Genomic DNA, 13,455 nt, shown 5'->3' with positions numbered 1-13,455 from the left:
AACTAAAAAAATTATGATATCAAACGCCATTCTTCTCGTAGTCGTCAGTGTAGTAGCGAACCTCGTCGTCGTAGTAGACGACGCGATGACGCCCACTGCCTCGAGGATGGCTGCGTAAGACACCTAAAACAACAACCTCGAAGCCGTGGGCGACAGTCCACGGCTTTTTTATTGTCTTTGCCCCAAGCGGGTAGACAACGGGGAAACAAAACACGAGAGAACCTAACGAAGGGAGACGGACCATGCCTAGCAAAACCGGGCCGAAACAAGCAACGGCCAAAGCCAAAGGCAAGGGCAAGAAAAAAGCCTTGAAAACTCAGCCGCGCCCCATGCGGGGGGCGGAAATCGTCGTCGACGCACTGGAGCGTGAAGGCGTTGAAGTCGTCTTTGGCTACCCTGGCGGCGCCATTATCGAGGTCTTCGACCTGATTACGCAATCAGACAAGTTTGAGTTTGTCTTGGTGCGTCACGAACAAGGCGCGCTCCACATGGCGGAAGGCTACGCCCGCGCGACTGGCAAGGTCGGCTGTGCGCTGGTCACCTCCGGCCCTGGAGCAACGAATACTGTTACTGGGCTTGCTGACGCGCAGATGGATTCGATCCCGCTGGTCTGCATCTCCGGCCAGGTTCCAACCAGTCTGATCGGCAACGACGCCTTTCAAGAGGCGGACGTGGTCGGCATCACCCGCTCAGTCACCAAACACAATTATTTAGTACAAACCATTGAGGAGTTGCCGCAACTCATGCGCAACTGCTTCCACATCGCCGCCACAGGGCGCCCCGGCCCGGTGCTGATCGACATCCCTAAGGACATCCAAAAGGGAACGCTGGAAGACTATGTCTACCCGACAGAACCGGACCTGCCTGGATACAATCCGCAGATCATGCCGCCAAAAGAAAACATCAAGGCGGCGTGGGAACTGATTAAAAACGCCAAGCGGCCCTTGCTGTACGTCGGCGGCGGCGTGATTAACGCCAATGCGGCGGACGAACTATTTTTGTTCGCGACCAAGACCAACACGCCAGTCACCACAACCTTGATGGCATTGGGCGCGTTTCCTGAAACGCACCCGCTTGCGCTTCTCATGCTGGGCATGCACGGAACCGTCTACGCAAATCTGGCGGTGCAACGCTGCGACGTTTTGATTGCGACCGGCTCGCGTTTCGACGACCGCGTCACCGGAAAGATCGAAGAATTCGCGCCAAACGCCAAAATTGTCCACATGGACATTGATCCGTCATCCATTAGCAAAAACGTGTCGGTGGATGTCGATTTGGTCGGCGATGTGAAATACATCCTCAAAGAACTCAATAAAGTCGCCAAACGCTGCGATACCAAAGCATGGCTCGAAGAACTGGATGAGATCAAGCGCAAGCATCCGCTTCGCTATAACACGAAAAACACCAACGACCTCATCAAGCCTCAAGAGTTGGTACAGGTTGTCGATGAACTCACTGACGACGACGCCATCATCGCCACCGAAGTGGGCCAGCACCAGATGTGGGCGGCGCAATATTATACGTTTACCCGACCCCGCACCTGGTTGACTTCAGGCGGCCTGGGCACGATGGGCTACGGCTTCCCCGCCGCCATCGGCGCGCAATGGCCCGACCGCAAACGCCAAGTGGTTTGTATTGCGGGCGATGGTTCAGTGGTGATGAACATTCAAGAATTGGCGACGGCGGTGTATCACAACTTACCGGTAAAGGTCATCATTATGAATAACGGTTGGTTGGGTATGGTGCGTCAGTGGCAAGATATGTTCTATGGCAAAAATTACGCCGCGACGCTGTTAACGCGCCCTGAACCGGGCAAGAAGAAAACCGACACCACGCCCGGCGATTGGATGAACTCCGACTATGTCCCGAACTTCGCCAAACTGGCCGACGCTTATGGATGTTGGGGCAAGCGCGTCACCAAAAGCAGCGAACTCAAGGCCGCGATGAAAGAATGCTTGCAGCAAAAGACCTGCGCGATTTTAGACGTGTGGGTTGAACGCGAAGAAAACGTGTTCCCGATGGTGCCTGCCGGCGCGTCGCTAGACCAGATTGTGGACGGGATGTCCTAAGAAAGGAAAAACCGATGAGACGACATGTGTTCTATGTGTTGGTGGAAAACCGCTCCGGCGTTTTGGCTCGCGTGGCGGGCTTGTTTTCGGCGCGCGGCTTTAATATCGAAAGTTTGACCGTCGCGGAAACCGAAAATCCAAAAATTTCACGAATGACCATCGTCGCGCCCGGCGATGACAAGATTCTCGATCAAGTGCGCAAGCAACTCAACAAATTGATTGACGTGCATGAATGCCGCGATTTTTCGATGGAAGACCGCGACATCATCAACCGCGAGTTGGTTTTAGTCAAACTGAAAATCAAACCCGATCAGCGGTCGGAGATTGTTGAAATCTCAAATATTTTCCGGGCGCATATCGCCGACGTGGGTATTCACACCATGACGGTGGAAGCGACCGGTTCCGAAGGCAAGATTCAGGCGTTTTTGAAATTGCTGGCGCCGTACGAAGTGTTAGAAGTCGCGCGCGGCGGACGCGTCGCCATGGCGCGCGGGTTGGTCAAATCCGATCAAGCCGCTCCAGCATTGGTCTAAGGCAAGACACGGGCGCCCGGCGGCTGCTTCTAGCCAAACCGGGCGGAACCCGATACGATATTCTGTTTGTTACAGAGGATACCACGAGGAGAACGAAACGATGGTTCAGATTTACTATGATGATGATGCGAATTTAGACTTACTCAAAGGCAAAACCGTTGCCATTATCGGTTACGGCAGCCAGGGACACGCCCACTCGCAAAACCTGCGCGACAGCGGCGTCAGCGTAATTGTCGCCGAAGTACCCGGCAAAAACTTTGACCAAGCCAAAGCGGACGGCTTTGAAGTGATGAGCGCCGCCGAAGCCGCCAAAAAGGGCGACCTGATTACGATTACGGTTCCCGACCAGTTCCAACCGATGGTTTATAACGACGCCATTGCGCCGGAAATGAAAGCGGGCAAAACCCTGCTGTTCGCGCACGGGTTCAACATTCACTACGGCCAGATTATCCCGCCTGCTGACGTCGACGTCATCATGGTCGCGCCCAAAGGCCCCGGTCACCTGGTGCGCCGTGTGTATACCGAAGGCGGCGGCGTCCCTTGCTTGATCGCGGTCGAACAAGACGCTTCCGGCAGCGCCAAAGACAACGCGCTTGCTTACGCCAAAGGCATCGGCGGCGCCCGCGCGGGCGTGATCGAAACCAGTTTCCGCGAAGAAACCGAAACCGATTTGTTCGGTGAGCAAGTGGTTCTCTGCGGCGGTTTGACCGCGCTGATGAAAGCCGGATTCGAAACCCTGGTCGATGCGGGCTACCAGCCTGAAATGGCCTATTTTGAATGCGTCCACGAAATGAAATTGATCATCGACCTGATTTATGAGAAGGGCCTCGCCGGGATGCGCGACAGCATTTCTGACACCGCCGAATACGGCGACTTCTCACGCGGGCCGCGCATCATCACCGAAGAAACCAAGATGGAAATGGAAGATATTCTCGAAGAAATCCAGAACGGCGAGTTCGCCTTGGAATGGATCCTTGAGAACCAAGCCAACCGTCCGAAATTGAACGCGCTTCGCAAACGCGACGCCGAACACGAACTCGAAACCACCGGCGCCGAACTGCGCAACCTGATGTCGTGGTTGAAAAAGAAGTAAGACTCTTGTGGTGGGTTAAGAACCCACCCTACATTAGGTTACTACGATTCATCACCCGCCGGAGGCGCCGAAAGACGCCTCCGGTTTTTTATGAATTATGTGGTAATATTTATAAAATTCGTAGGGTGGGTTCTTAACCCACCATGAAATGTTCTGAAAAACGCACATGATATCATGCCGAACTATCGACGGGCGAACATACAAGGCGCAATGTATTTTTTCACGGTCGTCACGCATAACCGACGCCCGATACTTACATCTCAATCCGCACGGAATTGCTTAAAACAAGCCATCAACATCGCAAGAGGAAAACGTCCATTTACGATTGAAGGATTCGTCTTGCTCCACGATCATATTCACACGATTTGGAAATTGCCTGAAGATGACAACGACTTTTCAACGCGATGGCAAATCATCAAGTCGCTATTCACGCGAAATTATCAAAGCGCAATTCAATCTCAAACAAATATATCAAAATCGAAAATTCAAAAAAACGAAAAAGGCATTTGGCAACGACGTTATTGGGAACATTTCATCCGAGATGAAAATGATTTTCACCACCATTTGGATTATATTCATTACAACCCGGTGAAGCATGGATACGTTTCGTCGCCAAAAGATTGGGAATATTCATCATTCCAAAAATATGTTGAAAAAGAATGGTATGACATAAATTGGGGAAGCAGTGAACCTACAACAATGATGAATACTTGTACGGGAGAATGATACGCTGTAACGGTGGGTTAAGAACCCACCCTACTTTCTGTACCATACCTACATGATCGATCCAAAATACGATATTGAACATGCGTTGCATGAGCGCAAGGCCGGGCTGATCGCGGGGGTGGATGAAGCCGGGCGCGGACCGCTGGCAGGCCCGGTGGTCGCGGCGGTGGTGATCCTCTCTAACGACAGCGATTACAGCGCGTTCGCGGGAATCAACGACTCCAAGCAATTGTCCGAATCCACCCGCGAGCAGATGTACGAGCGCATCATCCAGCACGCGTACGCCTACTCGGTCGCGCAAGCCTCGCCGCGAGAGATCGACGCCATTAATATCCGCAGAGCGTCGCTTTTGGCGATGAAACGCGCCGTCGAAAAACTTCCAAAGCCGCCCGGGTATGTATTGGTTGACGGACGCGACTACCCGGAGATCACGCTTTCCGGCGAGGCGGTCATCAAAGGCGACGCGCGTTGCTTATGCGTGGGGGCGGCGTCGATCATCGCCAAAGTGGTGCGCGACCGCATCATGGTCGCGCTCGACCGCGAACACCCCGCCTACGGGTTCGCGCAACACAAGGGCTATCCGACCGAATACCATCGCGCCGCAGTACAAATTTTCGGCGCCTGCAAAGAGCACCGCACGAAGTATGGCCCCGTGCAGGAAAACCTGCTCGCCTGCGACCCCACGCCTGCGTTTCAATCGTTTATGAAACAGGTCGCCCCGTGCAAACAGATAGACGCACTGATGGCGATTGGGAACCAAATCGAAGCGTCCAGGTTGGATACAATAGAGGCGAGTTACTTACAACAGCGTTGCAAGTATCGTCTCGAAGCGCTCAAACAAGCATCGAAAAAAATATCCACTTTGCGAAAAGGCAAGCGCGGCGAAAACGTCGCGGCCCGGCTGCTGGAAGACAACGGGTACGCGATCTGGGAACGCAATTACAAAATACGCGGCGGCGAGATCGACCTGATCGTCAACCGGGGGATGCTTATCGTTTTCGTTGAAGTCAAAACGCGTACGTCAGACAAATTCGGCGCGCCGTTGGAAAGCATCACCAAACGCAAAGCACAGACGATGATCCGAACCGCAGAACGCTATTTATTCGACAGAGATTTACTGCACGGCTGGGATATCCGCTACGATGTTATCAGCGTGTATACGCCCAAAGGCGAGGCGCCGCAGATCGAGCACATCGAAGACGCCTTTCGGGTGGAGGAAGAGTTGCGATGAATATACAAGCGTTTTCAAAACGAGTGGCGCTGTCGCTTTTCACAGGCTGCATTTTTTATGCGCTGGCGGAAGCGGTGTTTTGGGGGCGGTTTGATTCTATCGGTCAATTCGGCAGCCAATTTATTCCGACGCTAGTGTTGTATAGCCTTGCGGCTTATGTGTTTCTCTGGACGGTCCAGTCGTTTCGCGTCCATGAATGGGCGGGCGTTGTTTTGGCCGCTGCGCTGTATGGCTGGTTCATCGAAGGTCTGGTGGTGCAAACCATGTATGACGACCTGCCGCTCAGCATTGTCATCACCGGGCTGTCGTGGCACGCTTTGATCGTCGTGTATGAAGGCTGGTACATCACGCGCCGCCGGTTACGAGAGAAACGCCTGTTCCCCTTACTCAGTCATGCGGTGGTCTTCGGCTTATTCTGGGGTCTTTGGTCGGTCTGGTGGTGGATCGAAACGGGTGAAATCACCCCGCTGCCTCAATACTGCATCTACGCCGCGATTACGTCCCTACTTTTTATCGGCGGCTTGCTTGGGTCAAATTGGATTCAACCAGGCGCGTTCCCCCCGCCGCGCACCGAAGGCGGCCTGGTGTTGGCTATCTGCGTGATATATTTTTGCTTCGTCACCGTCCCGGCTAACATCCATGCGCTTTGGGTATTTCCACTCTGTGTAGGGATCACGCTTTGGGCGTTAAATCGAAACCGACGAAACCCGAAGTCATCATTAGATGAACAAATCTACTCAAAACCATCGCTGATGCAGCTACTTTGCCTGCTCGCCATGCCCGCAGCGGCGATTGGCGTTTACGCCCTTCTATTATTGAACAACCAGCGCATCGCGACCGGGCCGACTATTTATATTGCGTCCGCACTCGGTGGGGCAGTTCTCTTTATTGCGGCCTTGTATAAAGCGTTTTGGGGTTCACGCAATCGCGTTGAGGGTGAGGTCTGAGAAGCGCTTTTCCTGGTAGTAGTGATGGGCCAGTCCCGCCACCATGGCGCCGTTATCCATCGCATATTTGAAATCAGGCAAGTACACCTTGCATCCCTTTTCGGACGCCCGGCGGGTGAGTTCTTCGCGCAAGGCTTTATTCGCCGAAACCCCGCCGACTAGGGAAATATCGCGCAAACCAAATTGCTTAGCCGCTTTCAGGGTCTTGCTCACCAACACATCCACCGCCGCGCGCTGAAACGACGCCGCGATCTGGGTCACGTCGTCTTCGCATAATTCTTTCTCACGGCTTTTTTGCAGCACGGCGGTTTTGAGGCCGCTGAATGAAAAATCCAAACCTTGATGCAGCATCGGGCGCGGGAACTCGATCCACTCGCCGTCGTAGCCTTCAGCGCGTTTTTGAATCACCGGCCCGCCGGGAAAACCCAGAGCAAGCAATTTGGCGACTTTGTCGAACGCCTCGCCCGCCGCGTCGTCTTTTGTGCTACCAAGCAGGGTTTGCTGCGTCCAACTGTCGATACGATAGAGCGCGGTGTGTCCACCGGAAACCAGCAGCGATAAATGAGGGAACGGCGGCTGATCTTCGGGCGCGACGTCAAGCGCACTGGTGAAGATATGCGCCTCGAGATGGTTCACCCCAATCAGCGGGACTCCCAGCGAATACGCCAGCGCCTTGGCGTACGACACGCCGACCAGCAAACACCCCGATAAGCCGGGCGTATAGGTGACGGCAATCGCGTCCAGGTCGCTGAATTTCACGCTGGCGTCCTGCAAGGCGCGTTGCACCAGCGGGCTGAGATTTTCGATATGGGCGCGGGAAGCGATTTCGGGCACGACGCCGCCGTAAGGCCGATGGAGATCGACCTGAGACGCGACCAGATTGGTCAGTACGCCGTTTCCGGCGTCGACTATCGCGACGCCGGTGTCATCACAGGAGGTTTCAATTCCGAGGATTCGCAAGACTATATCGCCGATTGAGGTTCAAGTTCAAAACAGACGCGCCCTTTAAGCACTGATACGCCGCAAAGAGTTCTTCGTCATACAAATCGTCGTTTGCTGCGTCCACGCCCGCTTCATCGTGCGGATTAAACACTTCATCCACCGTGATGGGTTCGGGTTCTTCGGTTTTTTCTTTGCTGTCTTCAATTTCTTCGATGGGTTTTTCTTCTTTGGGTTCGTCGCCGCTGATATTTTTGGGCAAGACGCCGACTTTGCCCGCGCGGCGGATGGCGATGCGCTGTTCATCATTGACTTGAGCAAATACGTCTGGCAACAGGCCCTTGTCGTCTGAAATCGAACGCCCTGACGGGGTGTAATATTTCGCCGTGGTCAGCTTCAAGGCGCCGCCCTGCAACTCTGACGCCTCAATCAATGTCTGCACGGAACCCTTACCGAAGGTGCGGTGTCCGGCAGGCCCGACGATGACGCCGCGTCCGTGGTCTTGGACGCAGCCCGCTACGATTTCTGAGGCGCTGGCGGAAAATTCATTCACCAACACCGCAAGGAAAAAGTCGCCGATTGGCTCGCGTTGCGCCCGGTAAATACGCGGTTCGTTGTAGTCCGTCCGGTTCTTGCGGTGAGAAACAATCACTTCGCCTTTATCCACAAACAGGTCGCATATTTTCACAGCGACATCGAGCAAACCGCCGACGTTGTCGCGTAAATCGAGAACCAGCGCGTCCATCCCCCGGGTTTGAAGTTCACGGATGCCTTCTTCTAATTCGTCGCCTGCGTCGCGGGTAAAGTCGCGCAAGCGGACATACCCGATATGGTCGTCCAGCATACGGATTTCGTCTTCTTCGACGGCTTTGGTATTAATAATGGCGCGTGTGACAGTGCGCTGAAATAGTGCGGTTTCGCCCTGGCGCGCAATGGTCAGCGTGACTTGCGTTCCCGGTTCGCCTTTGAGTTTTTGGATGGCGCCGTAGATGGTGATTCCCTTGGTTGACTCGCCTTCAATCTCGACAATGCGGTCGCTGCTGGTGAGTCCGGCTTCGGCTGCGGGCGTCCCGGGCAGCGGTTCGATGACGGTCAGCCAGCCGTCGACCACGTCGATCTGGATGCCCAACCCGCCGAACTGGCCCTGGGTCTGGTCGTTGAATTCCTTGGCCTCGGTCGGCTCCATATAGACGCTGTAGCGATCGAGCGTCGCCAACATGCCGTGGATGGCGCCGTTGATGAGGTCTTCGGTGTTGACCTTGTCTTCATCGACGTATTGTTCTTGGATTTTCGCCAAGACGCTGGCCAGCAGTTTGATTTTCCTCATGCCTTCGTCGAAGTCGTCGATGGCCATGACCGTGCGCTGCACACCCATACCCAAACCGACCAGCACGATTAAAAGCAGTCCAAAAAACAGCCCTATATGTCTTTTTCCGGGAGACGCCATTGCGAGTCATTTCTCCTAAAAGAGTTTCTGCGAAGAATTCTTACAATGTTGTATTTACATTCAAACATTATAGCGGCATTGCATGAATTTACAGGCTAGGGAGCCGTCGCAGCCAAACAATCGGGTTGAGCGGCGCGTTGCCTTTGCGCAATTCAAAGTGGTAAACCGCGCGTCCGGCGCTATTTCCGTTGACGCTGCCTAATACTTGCCCGGCGGTTACCCAGTCGTTTTTTTGAACGCGGGGGCGCAAGTTGCCATACACAGTCAGATAGTCGCCGCCGTGGTCGAGTATGACCGATTCGCCCATACCGGGAATCTCACCCGCATACATCACTTCGCCGTCAGCGGCCGCCGCCAGCGCGGCGCCGGGTTCCGTCTCGATATCCACGCCCGCATTGGTCATTTTCACTTGAAGAGTCGGGTGAGCGTATTCCCCAAACGGACGCGCGAGGCGCCCTTCGGCAGGCCAAGACATCTGACCTTTTTTATCTTCAAACCGGGTAAATGCCTGAGAGCGGTTGGTGACAGACTGCACTGCGCTTGCGGTCGTTATCGGCGGCTTCACCGCGTCGGGTATTGACGCAATCGGCGTCGGCGCCGCTTTGGTGCGCTGAAACGTCGCTTGTAATTTCTCGATTTTTTGTTGCGCCGCTTGCAGGTTCTCTTTCAAGGTTCGGATTGAAGATGAAATCTCGACCGACGCCGCTTGGGTTTCTTGCAAGGCTTCTACATTTTTTAGAATAATGTCTTCTTGGGTCTCTTGTTTCTGCAAATCAGCAGGAAGATACACATTGCGAATACGCTGCTGGTAGGCCTTTTTCTCATCGACAATGCGCTGTAATTCTATCAAGCGCGGCCCTTCAGCCTTCATCGCGGCGAACAAATCTTGCGCAATCTGCGCCGCCGTGCGTTGAATCGACTCTCCCCGCACTTGAATCAACCTCGAATCGGCCACATTGCGCACCAACTGGCCCTCAATTGAATACGAGCAAGCGCGAAAGAGTTCGAGACGTTCCAGGTTGCGTTTTTGGATGCCATCAATTTCCCGTTGGGCGCCCTCAAGCACCTTTTGGGCTTGTTCGATGTTATATTCATAAATCTGTAAGGTTTTGTTGACTGACTTCAGGCGCTTTTGGCGAACCTGGACATTGCGTTCCAGATTCAACCGTTGAGACTCAATTTTTCTGGCGCGGGCCTGTTCTTCTAATAGCTGCGCTTTTAACGCACTCGGGTCGGGGCCTACGTCTTGCGCCAACGCGACCAGCGTAACGGCAAACAGCAAAAACAGAGAAATCAGCCCGATGCGCATTAGTCTTCTCTGTCCCAAGGGATAGACGGCGGACGCAGCAAATTGACGGCATCAATTTCATCTGTGGGCAACCACCACCCGATAGCGCTCACCGCCGCCGTTAAAGCGGCTGTGCAAAACACGCCCTGTATAAACAACGCGAATACGCTGGGGCGCCCATCCGGCGCAAGCGGAAACGTGAACGTAACGTAGCCAAGAAAAAACAAGAGGACAAACATGAGCACCGCCAGAATGCAGTGCACCAACATGATCGCGCCCCAGACCATTTCGGGGCTGACTTGCGACCCGGCCCCGCCTCCGCCGGTACGTACCACAAACCGGCGGCGAAAACGCAACGGATAGCTGAGCGCCAATCCCGCCGAGGCCGCGAACAATAATACTAAAAGCATCCAGGTCATGTGGGTGCGGTGTTGGCGTAAAATCTGGCGTTCACTTTCTGACTCTTGAAAATCGTCACGGTTCCAGACAATTTCTTGAAAGGGGCCAAGCGCCGCGATTTCTTCTTGCAGCCGATTGGCGGCGGAAATGGGGTCAGCCGCCTGTTCTGCGGTCACATAGATGATTGACGCGGAATTCGCCTGCCAGAGCGAAGCCCATTCGTCTTGATATTCATCATCGCCCTGCCATGCAGGGATCGGCGAGACCAGGTTTACATGATTGACGCCGTCGATTGAATTGATGGAATTCGCGAGCGCGTTGAGGCGCCCGGCCCCTTCGCCGGGCGCGGTGCGGACTGCCAGTTGCACAGGCAAATTGGCAAACTGCGAGCGCTCTTGTTCGGCGCGAAAGTGCATACGGGTCAGCGACAAAAACGCGACGCAGGCCGGGAGAATGACAACCAAAGCAATATGGGTGGAGTACAATACGTTTTGCAGGGTTCGTTGGTTCATTCAGGTAGCCGCAATCGTCCGTTCAGTTTCCGAGATCAACATAGTGTGGCGAATGGATGCGTATCAATCAACGGTTAACGCATCGCCTTGGTAATGGCGTCAAACGCGGGGCCTTCTTCGACCTGCATATCTAAGGCCGCATCAAGCCCCCACGGGCCGGTACGGTTGGGGTCAGTCGGGCCAAAAAAGGCAATCGACGGAACTCCAAGCGCGCCCGCTATTTGCATCGGCCCGGTGTCGCCGCCCACCGCGCCCTTCGCCATGCGGACCAACTCGACCATCTCGACGATGCTCGTCGACGGCCCGGCGAAAACCTGCGGCGATTGTGCGTCTTTGACGATCTGTTTGACGGTCTCTTCACGCCCGGGCGCATTTAACGCCACAACCGGCGTCCCATTGTTCGCTAACAGGCCCGCCAATTTTGAGTACCGCATCGGCGGCCATTCTTTTTCGGTCGTGCTGCAAAACGGCGCTAGCAGGCAATAGGATTTCGGCGCCAGTTTTTTTCGTTCCAGCCATTTTGTCATTCTCGTATTGGCGGCGTCGTCTTTTGGCAATGAAAATTCCGGCGTCTCGACCTTGACGCCTAATGGTTCCAATAATTTCAGGCTGCGCGGGATGATGTGCGTCTGGTTGGGGTCGGGCGCGACCGGCGTTTTAATAAACCAATGGCTGATTTCTTTGCTTTGCCCTTTTCCGTGACCAATATGATATTTAGCGCCAGACAACCATGACAACACCGAACTTTTGCTGTTGCTTTGGACGTCCACCACCAGATCGAAGCGCCGCATCCTCAAATGGCGCACCAACCGGTACGCCTCGCGCCAATTCACTCGAAAGGGCGGCTGCTCGCGCCAACGCGCGCGGGGAAACACGATCACTTCATCAATCATTTTTAAATTTTGGATGATGGGCAGCGAATTATCCTGGATAAGCCATGCGATATGCGCCTTAGGAAACCGCCGCCGCAATGCGCACAAAACCGGCATGGATGAGATGCAATCGCCCAACGCAGACAGCCGCACGAATAATATGCGCTCAATCCCGTCCGTAGGGATGACAGAGCGCGCAGAAGCGCCGATAATTTCTGGATTGCCTTCTTTATTCATTGGAATCCCAGTTGAAGACGTAGTCGCATTCGCGGTGATACACTTGATTGAAAACGACGGCTTTTCAAGGGATAAGATAGTACACCCGGTCGCAAACCTGTATTTTTTTCAGAAAAAATGAAATTATGAGTTGAGTAAATTCAATTTATCGTTACAGTTTGAACCGAAAGAGATTGTAATGAAACTTGTTCTTGACGACCAACCCATAGACTTTACTGAAACCGGCGACGCGACGTTGCGCGAAGTGGTCGAGCGAATTTCGCTTGAACTGAAAGAAAGCCAGCGCGTTATCAGCGAGATTGTGCTCGATGGGCGCCATATTGGCGGTTGGGACGACCCTGAGTTGTCGCAAATGACCGTGGGTCAATGCCAAAATATGCGCCTGATTTCAGAAGAACCGCGCAATCTCGCCCACAAAGTCTTACATGAAATCGCCAGTTATATGCCGCGCATCAAAGAGGCTCTGATTGAAACCTCCAGCAAAATTCAATCAGGCGCTGAAAAAGACGGCATGCAACTGTTAGAACAAGTTACAGCGACCTGGGCGGAACTCTACCAGGGCTTCCAAAGCGCCATTCTGGTCACCGGGCTTGATTTAAATATGGTCACCGTTGAAGGCCGCACCTTTTTGGCGATCAATGAAGAAATCCACAAATTCTTAGACCACGTAACCGTGATGGTGCAAGAAAACCGTATGCTGGAACTCTCCGACGTTCTGGAATACGAAATCGCCCCGCGCATCCCTTTGGTTGAAGAAGGCATCTATCGCGTGATAAAAGAAATGGAAAAAAAGCCCAATTAACCGCATCTTATCAAATTCTTACGTCCTAAAGGTTTTTGGTTCCTTGACATTGTCCGCCTCTTGGATAAGATTCTCGTTCTGTTAAAATACAAAGATTGTTCGGCGCTTCTAGCAACGAAACAACAAGCCCATGTAGCTCAGTCGGTAGAGCGCATCCTTGGTAAGGATGAGGTCACCAGTTCAAACCTGGTCGTGGGCTTTAAGATTTTTTTCTATATAACGAGGAAGGAACCACCATGGCGAGGGAAAAGTTTGAACGGACGAAGCCGCACGTAAACGTGGGCACGATTGGTCACGTTGACCACGGCAAGACGACGTTAACGGCGGCGATTACTACCGTCCAGGCCAAGCGGGGCTTTT

At 53.7% G+C, this 13,455-nt stretch carries 13 protein-coding genes and 1 tRNA gene; 9 read left to right on the top strand and 5 right to left on the bottom strand.

The genetic code is table 11. From position 1 onward, the window contains the following. Nucleotides 1-242 precede the first annotated feature (242 nt). The 6 genes from ilvB (at nucleotide 243) to P9L94_10340 (ending at nucleotide 6,599) form a co-directional block, all read left to right on the top strand. Entirely contained in the window at nucleotides 243-2,069 is a 1,827-nt protein-coding gene (gene ilvB / locus P9L94_10365; GenBank protein MDP8244472.1) for a biosynthetic-type acetolactate synthase large subunit, read from the top strand. A 14-nt stretch (nucleotides 2,070-2,083) separates the two neighbouring features. Further along, entirely contained in the window at nucleotides 2,084-2,602 is a 519-nt protein-coding gene (gene ilvN, locus P9L94_10360) for an acetolactate synthase small subunit (protein ID MDP8244471.1), read from the top strand. 52 nt (nucleotides 2,603-2,654) lie between these two features. Then, nucleotides 2,655-3,695: a ketol-acid reductoisomerase gene (gene ilvC, locus P9L94_10355; protein MDP8244470.1), complete on the top strand. Its 1,041-nt coding sequence runs from the start codon at nucleotides 2,655-2,657 to the stop codon at nucleotides 3,693-3,695. Nucleotides 3,696-3,869: 174 nt separating this feature from the next. Continuing rightward, nucleotides 3,870-4,421, top strand: coding sequence for a transposase (locus tag P9L94_10350; GenBank protein MDP8244469.1), 552 nt, complete (start codon nucleotides 3,870-3,872; stop codon nucleotides 4,419-4,421). A gap of 52 nt (nucleotides 4,422-4,473) precedes the next feature. Then, nucleotides 4,474-5,652 (top strand): ribonuclease HII, encoded by a 1,179-nt coding sequence (locus P9L94_10345; GenBank protein ID MDP8244468.1) that lies wholly within the window; start codon nucleotides 4,474-4,476, stop codon nucleotides 5,650-5,652. Beyond that, the gene (locus P9L94_10340; protein ID MDP8244467.1) at nucleotides 5,649-6,599 is read left to right on the top strand and encodes a hypothetical protein; all 951 of its coding nucleotides are present in this window, start codon (nucleotides 5,649-5,651) and stop codon (nucleotides 6,597-6,599) included. Before P9L94_10345 ends, P9L94_10340 begins: the two co-directional genes overlap by 4 nt. On the opposite strand, the gene tsaD is transcribed toward P9L94_10340, so the two are convergent. The 5 genes from tsaD to P9L94_10315 all read right to left on the bottom strand — a co-directional run bounded on the left by tsaD (nucleotide 6,570) and on the right by P9L94_10315 (nucleotide 12,293). Then, entirely contained in the window at nucleotides 6,570-7,559 is a 990-nt protein-coding gene (gene tsaD, locus P9L94_10335) for a tRNA (adenosine(37)-N6)-threonylcarbamoyltransferase complex transferase subunit TsaD (protein MDP8244466.1), read from the bottom strand. The two genes, P9L94_10340 and tsaD, sit on opposite strands and share 30 nt — an antisense overlap. Beyond that, a complete protein-coding gene (locus tag P9L94_10330) occupies nucleotides 7,540-8,985 on the bottom strand; it encodes a S41 family peptidase (GenBank protein MDP8244465.1) in 1,446 nt (481 codons plus the stop codon). The genes tsaD and P9L94_10330 overlap by 20 nt, the downstream gene beginning before the upstream one ends. 88 nt (nucleotides 8,986-9,073) lie before the next feature. Next, the gene (locus P9L94_10325) at nucleotides 9,074-10,294 is read right to left on the bottom strand and encodes a peptidoglycan DD-metalloendopeptidase family protein (protein MDP8244464.1); all 1,221 of its coding nucleotides are present in this window, start codon (nucleotides 10,292-10,294) and stop codon (nucleotides 9,074-9,076) included. Continuing rightward, nucleotides 10,294-11,184, bottom strand: a complete 891-nt coding sequence (locus P9L94_10320; protein ID MDP8244463.1) for a hypothetical protein — start codon at nucleotides 11,182-11,184, stop codon at nucleotides 10,294-10,296. The genes P9L94_10325 and P9L94_10320 overlap by 1 nt, the downstream gene beginning before the upstream one ends. Before the next feature lie 74 nt (nucleotides 11,185-11,258). Continuing rightward, the gene (locus P9L94_10315; protein MDP8244462.1) at nucleotides 11,259-12,293 is read right to left on the bottom strand and encodes a glycosyltransferase family 9 protein; all 1,035 of its coding nucleotides are present in this window, start codon (nucleotides 12,291-12,293) and stop codon (nucleotides 11,259-11,261) included. A gap of 178 nt (nucleotides 12,294-12,471) precedes the next feature. On the opposite strand from P9L94_10315, the gene P9L94_10310 reads away from it, so the two are divergent. The 3 genes from P9L94_10310 to P9L94_10300 all read left to right on the top strand — a co-directional run. Beyond that, a complete protein-coding gene (locus P9L94_10310) occupies nucleotides 12,472-13,095 on the top strand; it encodes a hypothetical protein (GenBank protein ID MDP8244461.1) in 624 nt (207 codons plus the stop codon). A 126-nt stretch (nucleotides 13,096-13,221) separates the two neighbouring features. Beyond that, a tRNA-Thr gene (locus P9L94_10305) sits at nucleotides 13,222-13,294 on the top strand. A gap of 37 nt (nucleotides 13,295-13,331) precedes the next feature. After that, a partial coding sequence (locus tag P9L94_10300) for a GTP-binding protein (protein ID MDP8244460.1) occupies nucleotides 13,332-13,455 on the top strand: 124 nt, incomplete at its 3' end.

The sequence above is a fragment of the Candidatus Hinthialibacter antarcticus genome (assembly GCA_030765645.1).
In the GTDB taxonomy this organism is placed as follows: domain Bacteria; phylum Hinthialibacterota; class Hinthialibacteria; order Hinthialibacterales; family Hinthialibacteraceae; genus Hinthialibacter; species Hinthialibacter antarcticus.
This window is presented reverse-complemented; position numbering and strand designations above follow the sequence as displayed.

Excerpts from the sequence above, each read along its gene's own strand:
- ilvB (MDP8244472.1), top strand. The coding sequence starts at position 243 with ATGCCTAGCAAAACCGGGCCGAAACAAGCAACGGCCAAAGCCAAAGGC.
- ilvN (MDP8244471.1), top strand. The coding sequence starts at position 2,084 with ATGAGACGACATGTGTTCTATGTGTTGGTGGAAAACCGCTCCGGCGTT.
- P9L94_10350 (MDP8244469.1), top strand. The coding sequence starts at position 3,870 with ATGCCGAACTATCGACGGGCGAACATACAAGGCGCAATGTATTTTTTC.
- P9L94_10345 (MDP8244468.1), top strand. The coding sequence starts at position 4,474 with ATGATCGATCCAAAATACGATATTGAACATGCGTTGCATGAGCGCAAG.
- P9L94_10340 (MDP8244467.1), top strand. The coding sequence starts at position 5,649 with ATGAATATACAAGCGTTTTCAAAACGAGTGGCGCTGTCGCTTTTCACA.
- P9L94_10330 (MDP8244465.1), bottom strand. The coding sequence starts at position 8,985 with ATGGCGTCTCCCGGAAAAAGACATATAGGGCTGTTTTTTGGACTGCTT.
- P9L94_10325 (MDP8244464.1), bottom strand. The coding sequence starts at position 10,294 with ATGCGCATCGGGCTGATTTCTCTGTTTTTGCTGTTTGCCGTTACGCTG.
- P9L94_10320 (MDP8244463.1), bottom strand. The coding sequence starts at position 11,184 with ATGAACCAACGAACCCTGCAAAACGTATTGTACTCCACCCATATTGCT.
- P9L94_10315 (MDP8244462.1), bottom strand. The coding sequence starts at position 12,293 with ATGAATAAAGAAGGCAATCCAGAAATTATCGGCGCTTCTGCGCGCTCT.
- P9L94_10310 (MDP8244461.1), top strand. The coding sequence starts at position 12,472 with ATGAAACTTGTTCTTGACGACCAACCCATAGACTTTACTGAAACCGGC.